This window comes from Halomonas nitroreducens, from assembly GCF_003966155.1.
Taxonomy (GTDB): Bacteria; Pseudomonadota; Gammaproteobacteria; order Pseudomonadales; family Halomonadaceae; genus Halomonas; species Halomonas nitroreducens.
Window position 1 is genome coordinate 360,122 of record NZ_RXNS01000002.1, and the last position, 22,980, is coordinate 383,101.

Annotated in this window: 20 protein-coding genes and 1 pseudogene; 14 read left to right on the plus strand and 7 right to left on the minus strand. The window is 70.4% G+C overall.

The window, feature by feature from the left end:
* Positions 1–3: 3 nt before the first annotated feature.
* Positions 4–1,584 carry a GMC family oxidoreductase gene (locus tag EKG36_RS03610; protein ID WP_126481110.1) on the minus strand — a complete coding sequence of 527 codons (1,581 nt, stop codon included), beginning with the start codon at positions 1,582–1,584 and terminating at the stop codon, positions 4–6.
* A gap of 45 nt (positions 1,585–1,629) precedes the next feature.
* Entirely contained in the window at positions 1,630–2,148 is a 519-nt protein-coding gene (locus EKG36_RS03615) for a gluconate 2-dehydrogenase subunit 3 family protein (protein WP_126481112.1), read from the minus strand.
* 361 nt (positions 2,149–2,509) lie between these two features.
* Between EKG36_RS03615 and EKG36_RS03620 the strand changes: the two genes are divergently transcribed.
* Positions 2,510–4,507, plus strand: a complete 1,998-nt coding sequence (locus EKG36_RS03620) for a sigma-54-dependent Fis family transcriptional regulator (RefSeq protein WP_246007424.1) — start codon at positions 2,510–2,512, stop codon at positions 4,505–4,507.
* A 13-nt stretch (positions 4,508–4,520) separates the two neighbouring features.
* Here the strand turns inward: EKG36_RS03620 and EKG36_RS03625 are convergent, their stop codons facing one another.
* Both EKG36_RS03625 and EKG36_RS03630 read right to left on the minus strand, forming a co-directional pair.
* Positions 4,521–5,153 carry a carboxymuconolactone decarboxylase family protein gene (locus tag EKG36_RS03625; protein ID WP_126481114.1) on the minus strand — a complete coding sequence of 211 codons (633 nt, stop codon included), beginning with the start codon at positions 5,151–5,153 and terminating at the stop codon, positions 4,521–4,523.
* 59 nt (positions 5,154–5,212) lie between these two features.
* Positions 5,213–6,685, minus strand: coding sequence for a pyridoxal-phosphate dependent enzyme (locus EKG36_RS03630; RefSeq protein ID WP_126481116.1), 1,473 nt, complete (start codon positions 6,683–6,685; stop codon positions 5,213–5,215).
* A gap of 186 nt (positions 6,686–6,871) precedes the next feature.
* Between EKG36_RS03630 and EKG36_RS03635 the strand changes: the two genes are divergently transcribed.
* The 4 genes from EKG36_RS03635 to EKG36_RS03650 all read left to right on the plus strand — a co-directional run bounded on the left by EKG36_RS03635 (position 6,872) and on the right by EKG36_RS03650 (position 11,667).
* Positions 6,872–9,160 carry an ATP-binding protein gene (locus EKG36_RS03635; RefSeq protein WP_126481118.1) on the plus strand — a complete coding sequence of 763 codons (2,289 nt, stop codon included), beginning with the start codon at positions 6,872–6,874 and terminating at the stop codon, positions 9,158–9,160.
* Positions 9,157–9,702 carry a nickel-binding protein gene (locus EKG36_RS03640; protein ID WP_126481120.1) on the plus strand — a complete coding sequence of 182 codons (546 nt, stop codon included), beginning with the start codon at positions 9,157–9,159 and terminating at the stop codon, positions 9,700–9,702. Before EKG36_RS03635 ends, EKG36_RS03640 begins: the two co-directional genes overlap by 4 nt.
* Before the next feature lie 106 nt (positions 9,703–9,808).
* Complete coding sequence (locus tag EKG36_RS03645) at positions 9,809–10,369, plus strand: OsmC family protein (protein ID WP_185827465.1); 561 nt, start codon at positions 9,809–9,811, stop codon at positions 10,367–10,369.
* Complete coding sequence (locus tag EKG36_RS03650; RefSeq protein ID WP_126481122.1) at positions 10,366–11,667, plus strand: FAD-dependent oxidoreductase; 1,302 nt, start codon at positions 10,366–10,368, stop codon at positions 11,665–11,667. The genes EKG36_RS03645 and EKG36_RS03650 overlap by 4 nt, the downstream gene beginning before the upstream one ends.
* On the opposite strand, the gene EKG36_RS03655 is transcribed toward EKG36_RS03650, so the two are convergent.
* Complete coding sequence (locus tag EKG36_RS03655; protein ID WP_126481123.1) at positions 11,655–12,557, minus strand: helix-turn-helix transcriptional regulator; 903 nt, start codon at positions 12,555–12,557, stop codon at positions 11,655–11,657. The genes EKG36_RS03650 and EKG36_RS03655 overlap by 13 nt on opposite strands.
* 120 nt (positions 12,558–12,677) lie before the next feature.
* Here EKG36_RS03655 and EKG36_RS03660 point away from each other — a divergent pair, with 120 nt between their 5' ends.
* From EKG36_RS03660 to EKG36_RS03670, 3 genes are all read left to right on the plus strand, one after another.
* Entirely contained in the window at positions 12,678–13,382 is a 705-nt protein-coding gene (locus tag EKG36_RS03660) for an ABC transporter permease (RefSeq protein WP_126481125.1), read from the plus strand.
* The gene (locus EKG36_RS03665) at positions 13,379–14,107 is read left to right on the plus strand and encodes an ATP-binding cassette domain-containing protein (protein WP_126481127.1); all 729 of its coding nucleotides are present in this window, start codon (positions 13,379–13,381) and stop codon (positions 14,105–14,107) included. Before EKG36_RS03660 ends, EKG36_RS03665 begins: the two co-directional genes overlap by 4 nt.
* Before the next feature lie 64 nt (positions 14,108–14,171).
* On the plus strand, positions 14,172–14,981 hold the full coding sequence (locus EKG36_RS03670) for an ABC transporter substrate-binding protein (RefSeq protein WP_126481129.1): 810 nt from the start codon (positions 14,172–14,174) through the stop codon (positions 14,979–14,981).
* Between the two features lie 42 nt (positions 14,982–15,023).
* Here the strand turns inward: EKG36_RS03670 and EKG36_RS20435 are convergent, their stop codons facing one another.
* Both EKG36_RS20435 and EKG36_RS03675 read right to left on the minus strand, forming a co-directional pair.
* Complete coding sequence (locus EKG36_RS20435; RefSeq protein WP_185827466.1) at positions 15,024–15,161, minus strand: hypothetical protein; 138 nt, start codon at positions 15,159–15,161, stop codon at positions 15,024–15,026.
* On the minus strand, positions 15,149–15,349 hold the full coding sequence (locus EKG36_RS03675; RefSeq protein ID WP_126481131.1) for a hypothetical protein: 201 nt from the start codon (positions 15,347–15,349) through the stop codon (positions 15,149–15,151). The genes EKG36_RS20435 and EKG36_RS03675 overlap by 13 nt, the downstream gene beginning before the upstream one ends.
* A gap of 476 nt (positions 15,350–15,825) precedes the next feature.
* Between EKG36_RS03675 and EKG36_RS03680 the strand changes: the two genes are divergently transcribed.
* The 6 genes and pseudogenes from EKG36_RS03680 to EKG36_RS03705 all read left to right on the plus strand — a co-directional run.
* Positions 15,826–16,995: an isovaleryl-CoA dehydrogenase gene (locus tag EKG36_RS03680; RefSeq protein WP_126481133.1), complete on the plus strand. Its 1,170-nt coding sequence runs from the start codon at positions 15,826–15,828 to the stop codon at positions 16,993–16,995.
* A 110-nt stretch (positions 16,996–17,105) separates the two neighbouring features.
* The gene (locus EKG36_RS03685) at positions 17,106–18,713 is read left to right on the plus strand and encodes a carboxyl transferase domain-containing protein (protein WP_126481135.1); all 1,608 of its coding nucleotides are present in this window, start codon (positions 17,106–17,108) and stop codon (positions 18,711–18,713) included.
* A 7-nt stretch (positions 18,714–18,720) separates the two neighbouring features.
* Positions 18,721–19,566, plus strand: a complete 846-nt coding sequence (locus EKG36_RS03690; RefSeq protein WP_185827467.1) for an enoyl-CoA hydratase-related protein — start codon at positions 18,721–18,723, stop codon at positions 19,564–19,566.
* The gene (locus EKG36_RS03695) at positions 19,563–21,611 is read left to right on the plus strand and encodes an acetyl-CoA carboxylase biotin carboxylase subunit (protein WP_126481137.1); all 2,049 of its coding nucleotides are present in this window, start codon (positions 19,563–19,565) and stop codon (positions 21,609–21,611) included. Before EKG36_RS03690 ends, EKG36_RS03695 begins: the two co-directional genes overlap by 4 nt.
* 261 nt (positions 21,612–21,872) lie before the next feature.
* Entirely contained in the window at positions 21,873–22,772 is a 900-nt protein-coding gene (locus EKG36_RS03700) for a hydroxymethylglutaryl-CoA lyase (protein ID WP_126481139.1), read from the plus strand.
* A 27-nt stretch (positions 22,773–22,799) separates the two neighbouring features.
* Positions 22,800–22,970, plus strand: a pseudogene (locus EKG36_RS03705) (hydroxymethylglutaryl-CoA lyase); the annotation flags it as partial.
* Positions 22,971–22,980: the final 10 nt, after the last annotated feature.

The window sequence follows — 22,980 nt, forward strand, 5'->3', positions numbered from 1 at the left end:
CGCTCAGAGTTCGCGGCGCTGCATGCGCGCGGCGATGTGGTCGGCCTGGCGCAGCGCCAGGGCGACGATGGTCAGGGTCGGGTTCTCGGCGCCGCTCGAGGTGAACTGGCTGCCATCGGAGACGAACAAGTTGTCGATGTCGTGGGTCTGGCCCCACTTGTTGACCACGCCGTCGGCAGGCCGCGCGCTCATGCGGTTGGTGCCCACGTTGTGGCTGGTGGGGAAGTCGGGCACGTGGAAGATGCGCTCGGCGCCGGCGGCCTCGTAGCACTTGGTGGCCTGCTGCTCACCGTGGCGGCGCAGCTTCTCGTCGTTGGGGTGGTCGCCCTTGTAGACGATCGGCACCGGCAGGCCGTGCTGGTCCTTTCGCGTGTCGTGGAGGCTGATGCCGTTGGCCTCCACCGGCAGGTCCTCGCCGCAGATCCACACCCCGGAGAGGTGGTCGTACTTGTCCAGGGCGGAAGTGATGTCGCGGCCCCAGCCGGCGTGGGTGGGATCCATGAACTTGGCGAAGAAGGGCACGCCCAGCGACATCACCTCCAGGGTGTAGCCGCCGACGAAGCCCCGGGAACGGTCGAGGCGTGCCTCGTCGGAGATGATGCCGGCGAAGGTGGTGCCCCGATGCATGTGCACGGGCTTGGGCATCACGCCGAAGATGCAGCTGGTGGCGTGGGTCATGTAGTTGCGCCCCACCTGCCCGGAGGAGTTGGCCAGGCCCTCGGGGAACACCGACGAATGGGAGTTGAGCAGCAGCCGCGGCGACTCGATGGAGTTGCCGGCCACGCACACCGCCCGGGCGCGCTGGCGATGCCGATTGCCGTCGCCGTCGGCATAGACCACCGCCGTGGCGCGCCCCTGGTCATCGTGCTCGATCGTCAGCGCCATGGAGCGCGGTCGCACCTCGCAGTGGCCGGTGGCCTCGGCGCGGGGGATGTCGGTGTACATGGTCGACCACTTGGCGCCGAAGCGGCAGCCCTGCATGCAGAAGCCGGCCTGCATGCAGCGCCCGCGGTCATCGTATTCCTCGGTGTTGATGGCCATGGGCCCGGCGCGCAGCTGGGTATAGCCGACACGCTCGGCGCCGGCGGCCAGCACCTTGAAGTTGTTGTTCCACTGGTGGTAGGGCATGCCGGTGGAGTCGCCGGTCACCCCCATGTGGCGCTCGGCCTGCACGTAGTAGGGCTCGAGCTCCTCAAAGGAGAGCGGCCAGTCCAGCAGGTTGGCGCCCTTGATGTCGCCGACCTCGCTGTGCAGCCGGAACTCGTGGGGCTGGAAGCGCAGCGAGACGCCGGCCCAGTGGATGGTGCTGCCGCCTACCCCCTTGACGATCCAGGCCGGCAGGCCGGGGAAGGTCTCGGTGAGCTGGCGGGGCCCGGCGGTGATGCGCTCGTCGAGCCAGGAGATCTTCTTGAACATCTCCCACTCGTCGTTCTCGATGTCGTTCATCTGGTAGCGCTTGCCGGCCTCCAGCACCACGCTGTTGATGCCCTTCTTGGCGAGCGCGTGGGCCAGGGTGCCGCCGCCGGCACCGGAGCCGATGATCACCACCACACCGTCGTCGTCATGGGCGAAACGGGTCGTCATGGCGTGTCTCCTCATTGTCGTTGTGCTTGTCGGTGGCCAGCGCCCTTACAGCCAGTCGATCACCAGGTCGTTGAAGCCGCGGTGCAGGTAGCCGCCCTGCTGCCAGGACGCCCCCTCGTAGCCGAAATGCGGCTGCCACAGTTCCGGGTTGTCGTAGAGCCCCACCACCAGGGTGTTGCGGACCGTCTGGAAGAAGTCGCCGTCCTCGATCTCGCGCAGCAGCGCCACCCGGTCGTCCTCCCGCTCGAGGTCGCCGTAGCGCTTGCCATGGGCCTGGCGAGCGCGGCGGTCGAGGTCGGCCAGGCCGTCGGCGATCAGCGCCCGGTCGCTCTCCAGCAGCGGCTCGAGGGGCGCCAGGTAGTAGCGGTCGGCGATGGCCTCATGGGGGTAGATATCGCGCCCCATGCGCAGCAGGCCGGCGGCCAGGTCGGGCTCGGCCAGGGCCCAGCGCGGCCACAGGCCACCGGCGCCGAGCGCCAGGCCGCCGGCGAGCAGCGCGCTCTGCCCGGAGAGGCTGAGGAAGCGACGCCGGCTGAGCAGCGCCGTCTTGGGGGAGGTCGTCATGGCATGGCTCCTGTTGTTGTGCGACGCACTCGTCGCGCTTGTGGTCAGCCAGGGCGGCCTCTCGGCCGCACACCCCTCCATGGCAGCTTTCGTGCCAGAACATGACGAAAAAACGACATTTCATTGTTTTTAAAGGAAATTATTCGCGAAAGACGAGCGGAAAGGCGAGACCTAAGGGGCAGGTGGAATGCCGGGGGTTACACTGAATGTGACAAGGGCGTTTACAGGCCGCGATACAGCGCTGTTTACACCTGTAAAGGGGGGGCGACGAAGGTCGCATCTTCCCGGACGTGGCGGGGTCGTACCTTTAAGGGCACGACAACGACAACACCATGCCAGGCCGGTATGCCGACGAAAGGCCATGACCATGAACACCGCCCAAGCACAGCGCGCCCAGACACAGCGAGATCATGTCGCGACCATCCTGCGTTCCCTGGATCACCCCGATGGCAGCGAGGATGCGGTGATCGAACGATCCTGGCGCCGCTGCATCGACCGCTTCGGCCTCGATCCCGCGGCTCCCAGCCCGCCCCGCTATGTGCCCGATCGCACCCTGCGCGAGCACCAGGATCAGGCCGATGCCCTGATTCAGGTGGCGCGGGCCGGCGTGGAACAGCTCTATCGTCAGGTGACGCCGCTCGACTACGTGGTGCTGCTCACCGATGCGCGGGGCATCGCCGTGCAGTTTCTCGGTTCTCGCGACGCGCAGCGCGAGCACCAACGCACCGGGCTCTACCTGGGCTCGGACTGGAGCGAGGAGCACGCCGGCACCTGCGCGGTGGGCACCTGCATCCAGGAGCGGGTGCCGCTGACCTGTCATCACAGCGACCACTTCAGCGCCCACCACATCCGCCTGACCTGCACCGCGGCGCCGATCTTCGATCCCGACGGCCAGTTGCTGGCGGTACTGGACATCTCCGCCTACCAGTCTCCCGAGTCCAAGGCCTCCCAGACCTTCGCGCTGCAAGTGGTCAAGCACTATGCCCGGATGATCGAGGATGCCTATTTCCTGAAACGCTACAGTGGCTACCACCTCGTCTGCCTGGATCGCTCCCGCGAGTTCGTGCAGATCAACCGCCGCTACCTGATCGCCATCGAGGAGGACGGCACCCTGGTGGCGGCCAACACCGCCGGGCGCAAGCTGCTGCGCCACCACGAGCTGCCACTACCCGGCCCCGGGGAGGCACGGCCCTTCCGTGCCTGGAACATCCAGGACCTGCTCGACGCCGAGATCGACGATATCCTCGACAGCCAGCACTACGGCGACGACCGGGTGCGGGCCTTCCATACCCACCGCCACCACGAGCTGCACTTCGCAACCCTGATCGAGCCCCAGCGGCGCCGACCAGCGAGTGGCCAGGGCCGCCCACACGACGCCAGCCTGGCTCCACTCGAGTCGCTGGCGGACGACGACCCGGCGATGCGCGACACCCTGACCCGGGCCGCCAGGTTGCGCAACGAGCCGATCAACATCCTGGTCGTCGGTGAGACCGGCACCGGCAAGGAACGCATGGCCCGGGCCCTGCATGAGTCCAGCCGGCGATGCGACAAGCCCTTCGTGGCCATCAACTGCGCCGCCATGCCCGAGTCGCTGATCGAGAGCGAGCTGTTCGGCTACGAGCCGGGCAGCTTCACCGGAGCGCGCAGCAAGGGCATGAAGGGGCTGATCGCCCAGGCCGACGGCGGCACCCTCTTCCTCGACGAGATCGGCGACATGCCGCTGCAGCTGCAGACCCGGCTGCTGCGCGTGCTGGCCGAGCAGGAGGTGTTGCCGGTCGGCGCCAGCCGGCCACTCAAGGTGGACCTGCGGGTGGTGGCCGCCACCCACCGCGACCTGCGCGGGCTGATCGACCTGGGCCGCTTCCGCGAGGACCTCTTCTACCGCTTGAACGGCGCCAGCCTGCGACTGCCGCCGCTGCGCGAGCGGGCCGACCAGGACTACCTGATCCGGCGGCTGTTCGAGGACCTGCAGGCCGAGCGCGGCGGGCAGCGGGTGCGACTGCGCGGCGACGCCATGAGCGCCCTGCTCGCCTACCCCTGGCCGGGCAACATCCGCGAGCTGCACAACGCCCTGCGCTATGCCCTGGCCACTTGCGAGGGCGACGAAGTGGTGGTCGGCGACCTGCCCGAGGAGTGCACCAGCGGCCACCTGGCCCACCCGGCGGCGCAATCTCCCCAGGGCAGCGCGGGCACGGCCCCCCGTCCGCGCCGCGGCGAAGACCCGCTGCAGGAAGCCCTGCGCCGGCAGCGCTGGAACATCAGTGCCGTGGCCCGGGAACTCGGGCTGTCGCGACCGACCATCTACCGGCGCATGAAGCGCCTCGGCATCGTGCCGCCCCACCAGCAGGACATCCCGTGATGCCCGTTCGGCCCTAGGAGTTGCCGGCGGCCGGCGTCCCGGCGGCCGGCGTCCCGGCGGCCGGCGTCCCGGCGATCGGGCGGCCGACGGTCAGCGGTCCGGTCAGCTCGGCGGGCAGCGCCCGGTAGGCCGCATCCGCCTCGACGCCGAGGCCATCGAGGATGCGGGTGAAGAAGGCCCGGCCCGCCGCCACGGCGACGATGTCGAAGATCTCGTCGTCGCCGAGCCCCAGGCCGCGCAGGCCATCGACGTCCCCGGCGGTCACCGCCGGGGCCTCGCAGGCGACCTTGCGGGCGAAGGCCATGATGGAGCGCTCCACCTCGCTCAGGGTGCCCCCCTCGCCGGCCACCACGTCACGGGTGTCGTCCATGCCCAACAGCTCGCCCAGCGCCCGGGCATGGGCCAGGGCGCAGTAGGTGTTGCCCAGGGCCCGGGCGGTGGCCAGCGTGACCAGTTCGAAGCGGCGCGGCGCGACGTGCCGGCGGATGGTCGCCAGCAGGCTCGCCCAGCTCGCCATCACGTCCGGACGGTGGCTGAACACTCGGGCATAGTTGGGCAGGTAGCCGAAGTGCGCCTGCTGTCGCTGATACATCGCCAGCACCTCGCCCTCGGCGGCTTCCGGGACAATCGTCTCGATATAGCTCATGACCAAACCTCCTGATGTCGGGGAGCGACGGACGGCGGGCCTCGCCAGGCCTCCGTCGGCTAGACGGCGCGGGCATGCAGCCAGGCCGGCAGCAGTGCCTCGGGATCGATCTCGGCCCCGGCATCGAAGACAACGCCACAGGCGGCGAGGCGCCGAGCCAGGCTACCGTCGCGCCAGGCCGCGAACAGCTCGCCGCAGCCGCCCAGCGACTCCCCGCCGATGAAGACCTGCGGCAGGGTGGTGGCGCCGGTGCGCCGGGCCAGGACGGGGCGCAGCCGCACTCCCAGGTCGTCGACCTGGCAGGCCTGGCCATCGAGTTCGACGCTGCGATAGTCGATGCCCAGCCGGGCGAGCAGCTTGCAGGCCGACCAGCCGAACTCGCACCAGGCCAGGCCGAACATCACCACCGGCGAGCCCGTCAGGCAAGCGTCCACGAAGGCCTCGGCCGAGGAGTCCCGCAACGGCTCGTCGGCCCTCGCCGCCGCTGGAGCCGGAGCCTGCACGGGGCGGTCGAAGCGGTAGCCAGGCGTGGAGCACGACAGGGCCAGCTCCGTCTCGTTCATCTCGTCCTCGATATCGGCGAACAGGGGCGTGGACTGATAGCGCTCGCCGGTGTCGGGCAGCATGCAGAGGATATGGCTTCCGCGGGGCGCGCGCCGTGCCACCTCCAGTGCCGCGGCCAGGGTGGCACCGCCAGAGATACCGGCGAAGATGCCCTCCCGACGCGCCAGCTCCCGCGCCAGGCGCAGGGCAGCCTCCCCGGCCACCGGCAGCACCTCGTCCACCAGCCCCGCCGCTATGGCCTGTTGGGTGAGCGGCGAGAGGAAGTCGGGGCTCCAGCCCTGCATCGGGTGCGGGCGAAAGCGCGGGTGGCTCGCCCCCGGCGGCTGGGCCTCGCCGCTGCCGAGCAGCGGCGCATTGGCCGGCTCGGCAACCACCACGCGAATGCCGGGGTCGGCCGCCTTGAGCGTCCGCGACACGCCCTTGAGGGTGCCGCCGGTGCCGAAGCCGGTCACCCAGGCGTGGAGCGGGACATCGGTGAAGTCGTCGAGGATCTCGCGGGCGGTGGTGCGGCTGTGCGCCTCGGCATTGGCCTCGTTCTCGAACTGACGGCACAGGAAGTAGCCGTGGGTCTCGGCCAGCTCGACCGCCTTGGCGAGCATGCCGCTGCCCTTCTCGGCGGCGGGGGTCAGCACCACCCGGGCGCCGAGGAAGCGCAGCAGCCGACGGCGCTCCAGGCTGAAGTTCTCGGCCATGGTCACCACCAGGGGATAGCCCTTGCGGGCACACACCATGGCCAGGCCGATGCCGGTGTTGCCGCTGGTGGCCTCGATCACCGTCTGGCCGGGGCGCAGCGCCCCGCTGCGTTCGGCCTGCTCGATCACCGCCAGGGCCATGCGATCCTTGACCGATCCCATGGGATTGAAGGCCTCCAGCTTGACGTGGAGGTGTACTCCGGGCGGCGCGAGCCGGCCAAGGCGGACCGTCGGGGTGTGGCCGATGGTATCGAGGATGCTGTCGTGGCGTGCCATGCGGGTTCTCCTGGGTTGGCGTCGGTGCTCGAAGCCTCGCCCCGCGGCGAGGAAGCCGGCGTGGAAGCCAGCGTGGTTTTTTGCGCGCCCCCGACACCGCGCCCCGACGAATCCCTCGGGGGCAGGGCGCGCCCGGCTATACTCAAGAGGTCACGGCTGGCACGGGCCGGCCGTCGGGAAGCTACCATGTGCGCCTTGACCCTCAACCTGCTCGGCGACCTCGAGGTCCTGCACGACGACCGCCCGGTGGCGCTGCCTCCCTCGCGGAAGACCCGCGCCCTGCTGGCCTATCTCGCCCTCCATTCCCGCCCGCTCAGCCGCGACCACCTCTGCGAGCTGCTCTGGGAGTTGCCCGACGATCCCCGCGGCTCGCTGCGCTGGAGCCTCTCCAAGCTGCGCCGGCTGGTGGACACGCCGGACAGGCCGCGCCTGGTCGCCGACCGGCTGTCGGTGAGCCTGGCTCTCGAGGACCTGGACGTGGATGTGCTGCGGCTGAAGCACCTGGTCGCGCGGGGACTCCCGGACGCCGACCTGGACAGCCTGGAGACCACCGCCGCCCGCTACCGCGGCCCCTTCCTGGAAGGCCTGGAGCTGCCCAACCTGCACGATTTCCATAGCTGGTGCCTGGCCGAGCGAGAGGGCGCCATGCGCGCCCAGTCGCAACTGCTGGGATCGCTGGTGGAGCGGCTCGGCGAGGCCCCAGAGCGCGCCCTGCCCCATGCCCAGGCCCTGGTCCGGCTGAGCCCGTTCGACGAGACAGCCCGGGCCCGGCTGGTGCGCCTGCTCCAGGCCCTGCACCGCCCTCGGGAGGCCGAGCAGCAGTACCAACTCGGCATGCGCCTGCTCAAGGAAGCGGGCCTGCCGGTCACGGGGGCCCTGCCGGCGGCCCGGCGCCAGCCGGTCACGCTGCCGGCCTCCCTCGCCTCACCGCCGCCGGCCGGCCCGGCCGACACCCTGGCTGGGCTCGATCCCGACACCCGGAACCTGCTGCAGTGGGCGTCGCTGCTCGGGCGCTGCCCCGACGCGAGCGCCCTGGCCCGATACAGCGGCCTGGACAGTCACCGGACCGGCCAGGCCCTGGAGAGTGCCGAACGCCTCGGACTGCTGACGACCAGCGACCAGGGCCTGTGCTTCGCAGACGATGCGCTGGTCGGCCGCGTCTACGCGACGATCTCCCCAGCCCGGCGCCAGGTCATGCACCGCAGCATCGCCCACCACCTGGTGGCGTCGACCATCCACGACCTGGACGAGGCCGCAGAACTCGTCCATCACGCCCAGCGCAGCGGCGATTCGGCGCTGGCCGCCGAGGCCCTGGTCACCGCCGGGCGCCTCTGCCTGCGCTTCTTCGCCAACGACGAGGCACTGCGCCTGGCCCGGCGCGGCCTGGCACTGGCCGAGAGCCTGCCCGGGCGGCACCGTACCTGCCTGCTGCTCGACCTCCAGGCGGTGCTGCTGGGCGCCGCCCCGCCAGCGGACTGGCAGGCGGCCGCCGAGGAACTGGTCAGCCTCGCCGAAGAGGCCCTGGAACATGGCGACCTGGCCCACGCGCGGCTCGGCTATCACCTGGCCAGCCACCTGCGCTGGGCCCACGGCCAGTGGAGCCACGCCCGGGAGGAGGCCCTGCAGTCGGAGCGAATGACCCGCAGCGCCGACGATCCCGAGCAGGTCATCGCCATGGCCGAGGCCGCGCGCTGCCTGGCCATGCTGGAACGCGACCTGGACCAGGCCCGTACCCTGCTGGCCAGGGCCGAGCAGCGGGCCGACCGGCACCGGCTCGCCCACCCGGCGATGTCGCTGGCACGGGGCCTGCTGGCCTGGCACGACGCCCGGGGCAAGGACGCGGAATCGGCCTTCCAGGAAGCCCGCACGCTGTGCAAGGCCGGCGGCGATCGCCTCGGCGAGTTCCAGGCCAACGAGTCCCTGATGATGATGGCCATGGAGGCTGGCCAGTACCCGGCGGCATGCCAGCGCTGCCGAACCCTCGTCGATCTGGGCGATCGCCTGCGGGGCGGCAGCGAGGGCCCCTTCGCCCATGCTGCCAAGGCCTTGTGCCGGCTGGCCGAGGCGGATGAGCCCCACTCGCTGGCGGCCGCTTTGCCGGCCCTGCGCGACGCCGATGCCAAGCACCGCCTGGCCTGGGTCCTCAACCGGGAGGCGCTGCTGCACCTGGCCCGGGGACGCCCCGCCGAGGCCAGCGTCGCCGCCGAGGAGGCCCTCGCCAATGCCCGGGCCATCGAGCGCGACAGCGAACGGCTGCTGGCCCATGGCGTGCTGGCCCGGGCGCGGCACGTCCTGGGGGATACCGCGGGCGCCGAGCCCCATGTCCGGATGGCCGAGACGCTGGCCTCGACGCCCGTCGCTCGCTGGGCGCGCCACCAGGCCGACGCGCTGCTGGCCGGGCTGGAGTCCCCTGCCCCGACGCCGGTCGAGGCCGGATCGCGGGACCTCGATAGCGACGAGCGGGGATCGACATGATCGATATCTTCGTGGAGCGGGACTTCGCCTCCCCCCTGACGCCCGAGCGCGTCCGCCGGGAGGCCCTGGCTGCCCAGGACCTGCATCGCGTCGCCTGGCAGGGCAGCCTGCTGGCCCGGGACGGCCTGCGCCTGGTCTGCCACTTCCGCGCGCCGGATGCCGAGGGGACGAGAATCGGCCTGCGCCAGGCCGGAGCCGATATCAGCCGGCTATGGGCCGGCACGGTTCATGAAGCCTCCGGCGCGGCGGGTGCCCCGGGCAATGTTCTGGTCGTGCGCGCCTTCACCGCCGCCGTCGAGCTGGCCGCGATCCAGGCCATCGAGGACGCCGGCGCGGCCTGCCTGCAGAATCACCGGGTGCGCTTCCTGCGTACCTTCTTCTCCCTCGACCGCCGGCGCATGCTCTGCCTCTACCGGGCGCCAGACGCCGAGTCGGTGCGCATCGCCCAGCGCCAGGCCGGGATGCCCCTGGAGGCGGCCTGGGCCTTCCACCGGGTCTCCCCGCCCACATCCACTTCGGCCGCTTCCACGCCCGTGTCGTGAAAAACCACGCGCGCTCCCACGCTGAATCTCACGTCTCCCTCCCAGGCTGGTATCCGAGCCGGACGACACCGGCCTCGACCACGACGACAACGCGAGGAGAGACCCCATGACCACCGCCATCCAGACCATCGACAACGGCGTCAACATCACCGCCCTGCTCGACGCCCGCGAGGCCCTGGTCCAGGCCCCCGAGGCCGCACGCTTCACCTGGCAGGCCCGCTGCGACTGGGTTCACGGCACCCATAGCCGCAGCACCATCGATACCTTCCACGGCCTCGGCGAGACGCAGGCCCACCGCCAGCGCAGCACCTTCGATACCGACCACCCGGAAGTCTTCGCCTCCGAGGATCACGGCCCCACCCCAGTGGAGTACGTGCTGGTCGGGCTGGCCGGCTGCCTCACCGCAGGTATCGCCGCGGTGGCCCAGCATCGCGGTATCCAGCTCCACTCGGTGACGGCCCGCGTGGAGGGCAGCATGGATATCCAGGGCATCCTGGGCATGGACAGCGAGGTGCGCAACGGCTTCGATGCGGTCCGCGTGTGCTTCGACATCGACGCCGACGCGAGCCGCGAGGAGATCGCCGCCCTGGTGGCCCAGTCCCAGAAACGCTCCGCGGTGTTCGACCTGCTCACCAATCCCACCGATGTCATGGTGACACTGGCATGAGGGGGGCCAACCTCCACTGCCGTGCCCGCGCCGTGACCGTGGTGGTCATCGGCGCGGGCCACGCCGGGCTCGCCATGGCCCATCACCTGGCGGCCCGCGGCATCGACCACGTGCTCCTGGAGCGCGGCGAGGTGGCCAATTCCTGGCGACACGAGCGATGGGACTCGCTGCGGCTGCTCACCCCCAACTGGCAGTGCCGCCTGCCGGGGCTGGGCTATGCGGGACCCGACCCCGACGGCTTCATGTCCATGGCCGAGCTGATCGCCTTGCTGGAAGACTACGCCCGCCGGTCGGCGACGCCGATCCACCCGCATACCCGGGTACTGTCGGTGCGGCCCGGGGACGGTGGCTATCGGGTGATCACCGACCGGGGCGAGTGGCGGTGCCGGGCGCTGGTCCTGGCCAGCGGGGCCTGCAACCTGCCGCGGCTGCCGCCCCTGGCCGCGGCGCTGCCCCCCGGCATCGCCAGCCTGACCCTGCACGACTACCGGCGTCCCGAGGCCCTTCCCGAGGGGGGTGTGCTGGTGGTGGGCGCCTCGGCGAGCGGCGTCCAGCTGGCCGACGAGATACAGCGCAGCGGGCGGCCCGTGACCCTGGCGGTGGGCGACCATGTGCGGATGCCACGCGGCTACCGGGGGCGCGATGTCCAGTGGTGGCTGGAAGCCGCCGGCCTGCTCGACCAGCGACACGACGAGGTGGAGGATCTCGAGCGCGCCCGTCGCCTGCCCTCGCCCCAGCTGGTCGGCAGCCCCGAGCGGCGGACCCTGTGCCTGGGGTCGCTGGCCGCCCTGGGGGTACGCCTGGTCGGGCGCCTGGTCGGGCTACGCGACGGCCACCTGCAGTTCTCGGGGTCGCTGCGCGCCCACTGTGCCGCCGGCGACCTAAAGCTCGGCCGCCTGCTGGATGCCTTCGACACCTGGGCCCACGAGCAGGGCCTGGATGCCAGCCTGCCGGTGCCCACGCGCTACGCGCCCACGCCCGTGCCGGCCTCGCCCTGCCTGAGCCTCGACCTGGCGCGGGGGGAGATTCACACCGTAGTGTGGGCGACCGGCTATCGCCCCGACTACGCCTGGCTGCACCTGCCGGTGTTCGACCGCAAGGGCCGGCTGCGCCACCAGGGGGGCGTGGTGGAGGCGCCCGGGGTCTATGCCATGGGCCTGCCGTTCATGCGCAGGCGCAAGTCGAGTTTCCTCCACGGCGCCGATGACGACGCCCTCGAGCTCAGCGCCCATCTCGCCGCCTACCTGGCCGGGACGACCGGGCATCGTGACGCCCGTCGCCCGGTTCAAGCGTTGTAGGTCACCCGACCGAGCTCGCTCAGGTCGTAGCCGCCGAGCGCCTCGGCACGCTCGTGGAACCGGGGCTCCCGGGAAAAGGCCAGCAGCCGCTGCAACGGCGGCTCGAAATAGCTACGCCGGCGCAGGGCCAGGTCGAAGGCCTCCTCGTGGAGCGCCACGAAGGCCAGCCCCTGGCGCCGGGCGGCGGCCTCCACCCCGAGCCCCGCATCCGCCTCGCCCTGGCGGATGGCCAGCGCCAGGTCGTCCTCGCTGAGCGAGGGGTGGGCCGTGAGGGCGAGCCGCTCGGCCGCCACCCCGGCCCGTTTCAGCAGCCAGCCCAGCAGCCGCTGGGCCCCGGCCCCGGCCTGGCGGTGGGCGAGCCGCACTCCGGGCCGGGCCAGGTCGCCCAGCCGGCGGATGCCCAGGGGGTTGTCGGGGGCCAGCAGCAGGCCCTGGCGCCGCGTCGCCCAGCGCACCATCACCAGGTCACGCATGCCGGCAAGCCCCAGGGCCTCGGGCCGGTTGTAGCGTCCGCTGGCCTCGTCGACCAGGTGCAGGCCGGCCACCATGGCCTCCCCGGCGAGCAGGCGGCGCACGCCATCCCCGCTGCCGTGGCACAGGGTGGCCAGGCCCGAGCCGCTCTCGCGCACCGCCCACTCCAGCAGCGGGTCCTGGCTGCCGGCGAGCACCACCGGCACCGGACGTCCCCCCGGCTGGTCGCCCTCCAGGTGACTCATCAGCCACAGGTCGATGCTCTGGCGGGGGAACAGCAGCTTGCCGGTGGCCCGGGTGCAGGGGATCTGCCCCTGACGCACCAGGTCGTAGACCTTGCGCGGCTTGAGGCGCAGGTACTCGGCCACCTCGGCGGTGGTCAGGTAGGCCGGTCCGGCCCCGGTCAGATCCGTCGGCATCCCCTCGCCTCCCGTCGTCCTCGAAATGTCATTCTCATGTGTTTCACTGCATATTTTTCACTACCCGATGCAGGCAGCTTACACAGGGCACATGATGCCTGGAAACGTCAGGAGAACAGGATGCCCCAGCACGACTCCGCCTTCGCCACCGCGCTCGCGTTGATCCTCGACCTGGATCCGACGCTGCTCGGCATCGTCGTGCTCTCGCTGCAGGTCTCGCTGACGGCGGTGCTGATCGCCGCCCTGCTGGGGCTGCCGCTGGGGGCCGCCCTGGCGCTGTGGCGCTTCCCGGGCCGCGGCGTGCTGGTGGTGGCGCTCAACGCCCTGATGGGCCTGCCCCCGGTGGTGGCCGGCCTGACGGTCTACCTGCTGCTGTCCCGAGCCGGCCCGCTGGGCGAGCTCGGGCTGCTGTTCACCCCCGGCGCCATGGTGGTGGCCCAGGTGCTGCTGGTGCTGCCGATCATCGCCGCCCTGACCCGCCAGCAGGTGGAGGAGCTGCACCTGGAATACCGTGAGCAGCTGCGCTCCCTGGGCCTGTCCCGGGCGCACATGATCCCCACCCTGCTATGGGACGCGCGCCTTGGCCTGATGACCGTGGTGCTGGCCGGCTTCGGCCGGGCCAGCGCCGAGGTGGGCGCGGTGATGATCGTCGGCGGCAACATCGATGGGGTGACCCGGGTGATGACCACGGCCATCGTGCTCGAGACCAGCAAGGGCAACCTGCCCCTGGCGCTGGGCCTGGGCATCGTGCTGCTCGGCCTGGTCGCGCTGGTCAATGCCGCGGCCCACCTGGTCGGCGAGACGGCACGGAGGCGACTGGGATGAACGATATGCTCCGGGTCCATAGCCTGGACGCCATCGCGCCCCTCCAACTCGAGGGACTCGGCTTCCACCACCGCGGCCAGGCCCTGCTGAGCGATCTCTCCCTGCACCTGGACGGCTGCCGGCGCACCCTGGTGATGGGCCCCAATGGCGCCGGCAAGAGCCTGCTGATGCGCCTGGCCCACGGCCTGCTGTCACCCACCCAGGGGCGGGTCCGCTGGCAGGGCGAGATCCCTCGCCAGGCCATGGTCTTCCAGCGGCCGGTGCTGCTCAAGCGCTCCGCCCTGGACAACCTCTGCTACGCGCTGAGCGTCAACGGCACCCCCTGGCGCCGCCGTCGGCCCCTGGCCCGGGAGGCCCTGGAGCGCTTTGGCCTGGGCGCGCTGGCCCGCCGCCCGGCCCGGGTGCTGTCCGGCGGTGAGCAGCAGCGCCTGGCGCTGGCCCGCGCCTGGCTGCTCGAGCCGCGGATGCTGTTCCTGGACGAGCCCACCTCGGCGCTCGACCCGGCCGCCATCAAGGCGGTGGAGGACGCCGTGACCGACTTCCACCATCGCGGCACGCGCATCCTCATGAGCACCCACGACCTGCACCAGGCAAGGCGCCTGGCCGACGAGGTGGTCTTCCTCTGCGGCGGCCGCCTGCTCGAGCATACCCCGGCCGAACGTTTCTTCACGGCCCCTGCCACCGCGCAGGCGGCGGCCTTCCTGCGCGGGGAGCTGGTCTGGTAGTCCAGCGGTACCCGCCATCGCAACCGCTATCGCCAACACGCTACGCCATACAAGGATGCCAAGCATGCGTACACGCCACACCCTCGCCGCCATCGCCCTGATGGGCCTCTCGATGCCCGCCGTCGCCCAGGAGCAGGCGCCCTACATCACCCTGGCCTCGACCACCTCCACCGAGAACTCGGGGCTATTCGACGCCATCATCCCGCAGTTCAGCGAGGCCAGCGGCATCGAGGTCAGGGTGGTCGCCGTGGGTACCGGCCAGGCCTTCGAGATCGCCCGCCGCGGCGACGCCGACAGCCTGCTGGTGCACGATACGGCCGGCGAGGAGCGCTTCGTTGCCGACGGCTACGCCAGCCAGCGGGCCGACGTGATGTACAACGACTTCGTGATCATCGGCTCCGCCGAGGACCCGGCAGGCATCGGTGAGGCCGAAACCGTCGAGCAGGCCTTCTCGCGGATCGCCGAGGCCGAGGCCCCCTTCGCCTCCCGGGGCGACGACAGCGGCACCCACCGGGCCGAACGGCGCCTGTGGGACGCCGCCGGCATCGAACCCGGCGGCGAGTGGTACCGCGAGCTGGGCAGCGGCATGGGCCAGACGCTCAACACCGCCGCCGGCATGGACGCCTACGTGATGTCGGACCGCGCCACTTGGGTGGCCTTCGACAACCGCCAGAACCTCGCGCTGCTCTTCGAGGGCGACGAGGCGCTGTTCAACCAGTACGGCAGCCTGCGGCTCTCCGAGGAGAAGCACCCGCACCTCAAGCACGACCTGGCGGCAGAGTGGCACGACTGGCTGCTCTCCGACCAAGGCCAGCAGGCCATCGCCGACTTCGAGGTGAAGGGCCAGCAGCTGTTCTTCCCCAACGCCGACTGAACCCTCCCCGCGCCGCCGCGGGCCCGCCCGCGGCGGCCGCACTCATTCCATCAGCGCGAAGCCGTTGAACCGCCAGAAGGTCACCAGCATTAACGCGAGCAGCCCCACCATGCCGGCATGACGAAGACGGCGCCCCCTGCGCCAGACGCCATGCCCAAGCACCGGCGTCAGCAGGCGCATCTGGTGCCCCGGCGGCTCAACACCAGCTGATCGTTCCGGTCCAGGCGAACGCTGGCCATGTCATGGTTGAGCAACGCCTCGACGGTGGTGAAGGGCCGACGCGTGGACAGGTAGTCCCCCACATAGCGCCCCGGCGCGTCGGACATCGCGGCCACGGCGCGTGGCGAGATCGGGAAGTAGCGGCGCACCAGCGCCTCGGCGAGCCCCGCGGATCAACGCCTGGTCGCCGTGGTGGACAGGGCCCCGGCCGGGCCGATGCCGCCGATAAAGGTGAAGCCCCCGGGGCGAAAGCCGCCGTCGACCAGGCCAGCAGGCCCAGCAGTCCCGTCAGGATGCGCGTCATGCTCCCTCCCTCGCCCGGCTCGACAGGCCGGTGTCGTGACGAGTCTAGTCGGCAGGCGTCACCGTGGGGCGCTGAGTGATGCAAAGGCGGCGAACGCCGCGAGGATGTCATCCCCCGCCGGTCCTTTCTATGCTCAGGGGAAACGGCACTTCCCCCGGGCACCGGGCGCCCGCTCCCTCGCCCACGACTGCGACCTTGGTCTATGCGAAACCGGCTGCCCTTTACGTTAACGTAAACCTCACCTAGGCTAGCAATATCGGTCCCTAACCTGCCCGGTGCGCCGACTTGCGGCCCACCCCCTGAATCATCACGGAGTTCGCCATGCACGCGCCCTACAAGCCCCTCGACTTCGGCCTCGACGAAACCCTCGACATGCTGCGCGACCAGGTCAATGCCTTCGCCCGGGACGAGATCGCGCCCCGCGCCGCCGAGATCGACGAGAAGAACGAGTTCCCCAACGACCTCTGGCAGAAGTTCGGCGACATGGGCCTGCTCGGCATCACCGTGCCGGACGAGGACGGCGGCAGCGGCATGGGCTACCTGGCGCACGTCATCGCCATGGAGGAGATCTCCCGAGCCAGCGCCTCCGTGGGCCTGTCCTACGGTGCCCACTCCAACCTGTGCGTGAACCAGCTCAAGATCAACGCCTCGGCGGAGCAGAAGGCCAAGTACCTGCCCAAGCTGATCAGCGGCGAGCATGTGGGGGCACTGGCCATGTCCGAGCCGGGCGCCGGCTCCGACGTGGTCTCCATGAAGCTGCGCGCCCGCAAGGACGGCGATCGCTACATCCTCAACGGCAACAAGATGTGGATCACCAACGGTCCCGACGCCGACGTGCTGGTGGTCTACGCCAAGACCGACCCGGATGCCGGCTCCAAGGGCATCACCGCCTTCATCATCGAGAAGGGCATGCCCGGCTTCTCCACCGCCCAGAAGCTCGACAAGCTGGGCATGCGCGGCTCCAACACCTGCGAGCTGGTGTTCGAGGACTGCGAGGTGCCCGAGGCCAACGTGCTGGGCGAGGTCGGCAAGGGCGTGCGCGTGCTGATGAGCGGCCTGGACTTCGAGCGCACGGTGCTGGCCGCCGGCCCCATCGGCATCATGCAGGCCGCCATGGACGTGGTCATCCCCTACATCCACGAGCGCAAGCAGTTCAACCAGTCGATCGGCGAGTTCCAGCTGGTGCAGGGCAAGGTGGCCGACATGTACACCACCCTCAACGCCTGCCGCGCCTACCTCTACAGCGTGGCGGCCGCCTGCGACCGCGGCCAGACCTCCCGCAAGGACGCCGCCGGCGTCATCCTCTACTGTGCGGAGAAGGCCACCCAGGTCGCCCTGGACGCCATCCAGTTGCTCGGCGGCAATGGCTACATCAACGAGTACTCCACCGGTCGGCTGCTGCGCGACGCCAAGCTCTACGAGATCGGCGCCGGTACCAGCGAGATCCGCCGCATGCTGATCGGCCGCGAACTGTTCAACGAATCGGCTTAAACCCAGCTATAAGCTGGAAGCTTGAAGCTGGAAGAGATCAGGCCCTTGGTTGAGCGGTTTTTCTTCGAGCTTCCGGCTGCGAGCTTCCGGCTTTTATCCCGGAGGGATAAATGAACGTTCTGACGTCCCAGATCAATTCGCGCAGCGACGGCTTCCAGGCCAACGACGCCTCGATGCGCGCCGAGGTCGGCAAGCTGCGCGAGCTGACCGCCGCCATCGCCCAGGGCGGCGGCGAGAAGGCCCGTGCTCGCCACGAGTCCCGTGGCAAGCTGTTCGTGCGCGACCGCATCGACCACCTGCTCGACGAGGGCTCGCCCTTCCTCGAGTTCTCGGCGCTGGCCGCCCATGAGGTCTACGACAGCCAGGTGCCCGCCGCCGGCGTGGTCACCGGCATCGGCCGGGTGTCCGGCGTGGAGTGCGTGATCGTCGCCAACGACGCCACGGTCAAGGGTGGCACCTACTTCCCGCTGACCGTGAAGAAGCACCTGCGTGCCCAGGAGATCGCCCGCAAGCACCGCCTGCCCTGCCTCTACCTGGTGGACTCCGGCGGCGCCTTCCTGCCCCGCCAGGACGAGGTCTTCCCGGACCGCGACCACTTCGGGCGCATCTTCTACAACCAGGCCACCCTCTCCGCCGAGGGCATCCCGCAGATCGCCGTGGTGATGGGTTCCTGCACCGCCGGCGGCGCCTACGTGCCGGCCATGGCCGACGAGTCGATCATCGTCAAGCAACAGGGCACCATCTTCCTCGGTGGCCCGCCGCTGGTGAAGGCTGCCACTGGCGAGAGCATCAGCGCCGAGGACCTGGGCGGCGCCGACGTCCACGCCAAGCTGAGCGGCGTGGCCGACCACTATGCCGAGAATGACGCCCACGCCCTGCAGCTCGCCCGGCGCTGCGTGGCGCGGCTCAACTGGCAGAAGCGCGGCCAGCTGGCCATGGAGGCTCCCAAGCCGCCGCGCCTCGATCCCGAGGAGCTGTACGGCATCGTCGGCACCGACCTCAAGAAGCCCTTCGAGGTGCGCGAGGTGATCGCCCGCATCGTCGACGACTCCGCCTTCGACGAGTTCAAGCGCTACTACGGCGACACCCTGGTCACCGGCTTCGCGCATATCCAAGGCCACCCGGTGGGCATCGTCGCCAACAACGGCGTGCTGTTCTCCGAGAGCGCGGTCAAGGGCGCCCACTTCATCGAGCTGTGCGCCCAGCGCAAGATCCCGCTGGTGTTCCTGCAGAACATCACCGGCTTCATGGTCGGCTCCAAGTACGAGCACGAGGGCATCGCCAAGCACGGCGCCAAGCTGGTCACCGCCGTGGCCTGCGCCAAGGTGCCCAAGTTCACCGTGCTGATCGGTGGCAGCTTCGGCGCCGGCAACTACGGCATGTGCGGTCGCGCCTACGACCCCAACCTGCTGTTCATGTGGCCGAATGCCAGGATTTCCGTGATGGGCGGCGAGCAGGCCGCCGGCGTGCTCTCCCAGGTCAAGCGCGAGCAGATCGAGCGCGAGGGCCGCGAGTGGACCGCCGAGGAGGAAGAGGCCTTCAAGCAGCCGACCCGCGACCAGTACGAGCACCAGGGCCACCCCTACTATGCCAGCGCGCGGATCTGGGACGACGGCGTCATCGATCCGGCCCAGACCCGCGACGTGCTGGGCCTGTCCCTGGCCGCCGCCATGAATGCCGAGGTGGAAGAGACCCGCTTCGGCGTGTTCCGGATGTGAGGTTGCCATGAGCACAGACAGCGTTTCCCGTCCCCCGATGTGCCGCCTCGAGATCGACGACCGCGGCGTGGCGCATCTGACTTTGACCCGGCCCGAGGTGCACAACGCCTTCGACGACCACCTGATCGGCGAGCTCAACGATCACCTGCGGCGCGTGGACGAGCTCGCCCACCGCGGCGAGGTACGCACGCTGGTGCTGGGCTCCGAGGGCAAGAGCTTCTCCGCCGGCGCCGACCTGCACTGGATGAAGCGCATGGTCGACTACGACTTCGAGGACAACCTGGCGGATTCTCGGGAGCTCTCGGCGCTGATGCATGGCCTCGACACCCTGCCCTGCCCCACCGTGTGCCGCGTGCAGGGCGCGACCTTCGGCGGCGCCGTGGGCCTGGCCGCCTGCTGCGATATCGTCATCGCCTCCGAGAAGGCCCGCTTCTGCCTCTCCGAGGTGAAGATCGGCCTGTCGCCGGCGGTGATCAGCCCCTACGTGCAGCGCGCCCTGGGCGAGCGGCAGATGCGCCGCTACGCCCTGACCGCCGAGGTCATGGACGCCGCCACCGCCGAGGCCCTGGGCCTGGCCCACCGGGTGGTCGCCGTCGACGACCTGGATGCGGCCGTCGCGGCCATGGTCGACACCCTGCTGGCCACCTCGCCCCAGGCCAGCCGCGCCACCAAGGCGCTGCTCGCCGAGGTGGCCCGCGAACCCGACAGCAACGCGACCCGCGATCACACCTGCCGGATCATCAGCGAGCTGCGGGTCAGCCATGAAGGTCAGGAGGGCCTCGCCAGCTTCTTCGAGAAGCGTCACCCCGCCTGGGCCCCCGACTCCCCCTCGAACACGGAGCGCAATAAATGAGCCAGACGAACCACAACGCCAAGCGCTTCGACACCCTGCTGGTGGCCAACCGCGGTGAGATCGCCTGCCGCGTGATGCGCACCGCCCGCGCCCTGGGCCTGCGCACCGTCGCCGTCTACTCCGACGCCGACGCCAACGCCCGCCACGTGCGCGAGGCCGACGAGGCCGTGCGCCTCGGCCCGGCCGCCGCCCGCGAGAGCTACCTCAAGGTGGAGGCGGTGATCGAGGCCGCCCGCCGCACCGGCGCCGGCGCCATCCACCCCGGCTATGGCTTCCTGTCCGAGAACGGCCCCTTCGTCGAGGCCCTGGACGCCGCCGGCATCACCTTCGTCGGCCCGCCCGCCTCGGCCATCGCCGCCATGGGCGACAAGTCTGCCGCCAAGGCGCGCATGCATGACGCCGGGGTGCCCCTGGTGCCCGGCTACCACGGCGACGACCAGGACGACGCCCTGCTGCGTGACGAGGCCGAACGCATCGGCTACCCGGTGCTGCTCAAGGCCAGCGCCGGCGGCGGTGGCAAGGGCATGCGTGTGGTGGAGTCCGCAGACGGCTTTCAGGCCGCCCTGGACGGCTGCCGCCGCGAGTCCCAGGCCGCCTTCGGCGACCAGCGCATGCTGATCGAGAAGTACCTGACCCAGCCGCGCCACGTGGAGGTCCAGGTGTTCTGCGACACCCACGGCAACGGCGTCTACCTCTTCGAGCGCGACTGCAGCGTGCAGCGCCGTCACCAGAAGGTCCTCGAGGAGGCCCCGGCTCCGGGCATGACCGCACCGCTTCGCCGCGAGATGGGCGAGGCCGCCGTGCGTGCCGCCAAGGAGATCGGCTACGTGGGCGCGGGCACGGTCGAGTTCCTGCTCGATGCCGACGGCTCGTTCTACTTCATGGAGATGAACACCCGCCTGCAGGTGGAGCATCCGGTCACCGAGATGATCACCGGCCAGGACCTGGTCGCCTGGCAGCTCAAGGTCGCCATGGGCGAGCCGCTTCCGCTGGCCCAGGACGAACTGACCATCACCGGCCACAGCTTCGAGGCGCGCCTGTATGCCGAGGACCCGGAGCAGGATTTCCTGCCCGCCACCGGCACCCTCTCGCGCTTCGCCATGGACCTCGCCGGCGCCGGCCTCGAGCCGTCACGCGTGCGCCTGGACAGTGGCGTGGAGACCGGCGACGCCGTTTCCATGCACTACGACCCGATGCTCGCCAAGCTGATCGTGCACGGCGACGACCGCACCCAGGCACTGGCCACCCTCAACCGGGCGCTGGCCGCCCTGGACGTGCAGGGCGTGGTCACCAACCGCGCCTTCCTGCAGCGCCTGGCCACCCACCCGGCCTTCCGCGAGGCGAATCTCGACACGCGCTTTATCGAGCGCAACGAGGCGACGCTGTTCGCCGCACGCCAGATCGACCTCGAGGCATACGCCGGGGCGGCGCTGATCGGCCTGCACCAGCTGGCCCGGGAGTGCGAGAGCGACTCCCCCTGGGACCGCCACGACGGCTTCCGCCTGAACGCCCCGCACACCATCCGCATCGCCCTGTGCGACCCGGCCCACGCCCAGGACGAGGACGACTCCGAGGCCGTGGTGGTGGTCGAGGGTCGCCGCGAGGCCGAGGGCTCGCCCTGGCAGCTGACGCTCGGCGGACGCACCTTCGCCGCCACCCTCGAGCCCCTTCAGGGCGACGCCGTGGCAGTGACCCTGGACGGCCACCGCCGCCGCCTGCAGGCGCGCCGCGACGGCAACGTGGTGGTGATGGTCGACCCGCAGCGGGAGACCCGGCTGTTCTGGCGGCGCATCGACGCCATCGACCACGGCCATCACGAGGCCGAGTCCACCCTCACCGCGCCCATGCACGGCACCGTGGTGGCGCTGCTGGTGGAGGCCGGCACGCGAGTGGAGAAAGGCATGCCGCTGATGGTCATGGAGGCCATGAAGATGGAGCACACCATGACCGCCCCCGCCGACGGCCACGTGGAGAGCTTCCACTTCGCGGCCGGCGACACCGTGGGCCAGGGCGACGTGCTGCTGGAATTCGCCGCCGACGAATAGGTTCAAGGTCCAAGGTCCAAGGTCCAAGGTCCAAGGTCCAAGGTCCAAGGTCCAAGCAGAAGCATGGCCGCGTCGCGACGATGATAAGCGCTAGCAGGTGAGCGGCGCCGGTGACAGGTCGCCGAGGGGGTCCTATGCCATGGATGGCATCGGTAGCGTACAGGGAAGTATTTACAGCGCCCCCTCGAAGAACTGTCACCGGATAAGCCGCGACTTGTGGCCCCATCATCAGCCCGTCGTGAGCCAGATAGGAGATAACCAATGGCATTTCCCAAGCGCGTGCGCCTGGTCGAGGTCGGCCCCCGCGACGGGCTACAGAACGAGCCTGAAGCGATCGCCACCGACACCAAGCTGGAACTGATCGACCGCCTCGGGGCCGCCGGCCTTGCCCATATCGAGGCGGCAAGTTTCGTCTCGCCCAAGTGGGTGCCACAGATGGCCGACCACCGCGAGGTGATGGCCGGCCTCACGCGCCGCGAGGGCATCGTCTACTCGGCGCTGACCCCCAACCTCAAGGGCCTGGAGGCCGCCCTGGAATGTGGCGTCGAGGAAGTGGCGGTGTTCGGCGCCGCCTCCGAGGCCTTCTCGCAGAAGAACATCAACTGCTCGGTGGCCGAGTCCCTGGAGCGCTTCGCCCCGGTGCTGGAGCGCGCCCAAGAGGCGAAGGTCCGCGTGCGCGGCTACGTCTCCTGCGTGTTGGGCTGCCCCTACGAGGGCGAGATCGCCCCGGCCAAGGTGGCCGAGGTCTCCAAGGCCCTGTTCGAGATGGGCTGCTACGAGATCTCGCTGGGCGACACCATCGGCACCGGCACCCCGCTCAAGGCCAAGCGCATGCTGGAGGCCGTGGCCCGGGATGTGCCCATGGACAAGCTGGCAGCCCACTTCCACGACACCTACGGCCAGGCGCTCGCCAACCTCTACGCCGTGCTCGAGGAAGGCGTGGCGGTGATCGACAGCTCCGTGGCCGGCCTCGGCGGCTGCCCGTATGCCAAGGGCGCCTCCGGCAACGTGGCCAGCGAGGACGTGGTCTACCTGCTCGACGGCCTCGGCATCCAGAGCGGCATCGACCTCGACGCGCTGGCCGCCACCGGCAGCTGGATCACCCAGGCCATCGGCCGGCCCAACCGCTCGAAGGTGGGCGTGGCCTTGAGCAGCCGCTGATCGGCGGCTGCCCGCTCTCTATAACCCAAGGGCGCCTCCGGCAACATGGCCAGCGAGGACGTGGTCTACCTGCTCGACGGCCTCGGTATCCAGAGCGGCATCGACCTCGACGCGCTGGCCGCCACCGGCAGCTGGATCACCCAGGCCATCGGCCGGCCCAACCGCTCGAAGGTGGGCGTGGCCTTGAGCAGCCGCTGATCGGCGGCTG

Coding starts and splice junctions, on each gene's coding strand:
- EKG36_RS03610 (WP_126481110.1), bottom strand. CDS start 1,584: ATGACGACCCGTTTCGCCCATGACGACGACGGTGTGGTGGTGATCATC.
- EKG36_RS03615 (WP_126481112.1), bottom strand. CDS start 2,148: ATGACGACCTCCCCCAAGACGGCGCTGCTCAGCCGGCGTCGCTTCCTC.
- EKG36_RS03620 (WP_246007424.1), top strand. CDS start 2,510: ATGACCATGAACACCGCCCAAGCACAGCGCGCCCAGACACAGCGAGAT.
- EKG36_RS03625 (WP_126481114.1), bottom strand. CDS start 5,153: ATGAGCTATATCGAGACGATTGTCCCGGAAGCCGCCGAGGGCGAGGTG.
- EKG36_RS03630 (WP_126481116.1), bottom strand. CDS start 6,685: ATGGCACGCCACGACAGCATCCTCGATACCATCGGCCACACCCCGACG.
- EKG36_RS03635 (WP_126481118.1), top strand. CDS start 6,872: ATGTGCGCCTTGACCCTCAACCTGCTCGGCGACCTCGAGGTCCTGCAC.
- EKG36_RS03640 (WP_126481120.1), top strand. CDS start 9,157: ATGATCGATATCTTCGTGGAGCGGGACTTCGCCTCCCCCCTGACGCCC.
- EKG36_RS03645 (WP_185827465.1), top strand. CDS start 9,809: ATGACCACCGCCATCCAGACCATCGACAACGGCGTCAACATCACCGCC.
- EKG36_RS03650 (WP_126481122.1), top strand. CDS start 10,366: ATGAGGGGGGCCAACCTCCACTGCCGTGCCCGCGCCGTGACCGTGGTG.
- EKG36_RS03655 (WP_126481123.1), bottom strand. CDS start 12,557: ATGCCGACGGATCTGACCGGGGCCGGACCGGCCTACCTGACCACCGCC.
- EKG36_RS03660 (WP_126481125.1), top strand. CDS start 12,678: ATGCCCCAGCACGACTCCGCCTTCGCCACCGCGCTCGCGTTGATCCTC.
- EKG36_RS03665 (WP_126481127.1), top strand. CDS start 13,379: ATGAACGATATGCTCCGGGTCCATAGCCTGGACGCCATCGCGCCCCTC.
- EKG36_RS03670 (WP_126481129.1), top strand. CDS start 14,172: ATGCGTACACGCCACACCCTCGCCGCCATCGCCCTGATGGGCCTCTCG.
- EKG36_RS20435 (WP_185827466.1), bottom strand. CDS start 15,161: ATGCGCCTGCTGACGCCGGTGCTTGGGCATGGCGTCTGGCGCAGGGGG.
- EKG36_RS03680 (WP_126481133.1), top strand. CDS start 15,826: ATGCACGCGCCCTACAAGCCCCTCGACTTCGGCCTCGACGAAACCCTC.
- EKG36_RS03685 (WP_126481135.1), top strand. CDS start 17,106: ATGAACGTTCTGACGTCCCAGATCAATTCGCGCAGCGACGGCTTCCAG.
- EKG36_RS03690 (WP_185827467.1), top strand. CDS start 18,721: ATGAGCACAGACAGCGTTTCCCGTCCCCCGATGTGCCGCCTCGAGATC.
- EKG36_RS03695 (WP_126481137.1), top strand. CDS start 19,563: ATGAGCCAGACGAACCACAACGCCAAGCGCTTCGACACCCTGCTGGTG.
- EKG36_RS03700 (WP_126481139.1), top strand. CDS start 21,873: ATGGCATTTCCCAAGCGCGTGCGCCTGGTCGAGGTCGGCCCCCGCGAC.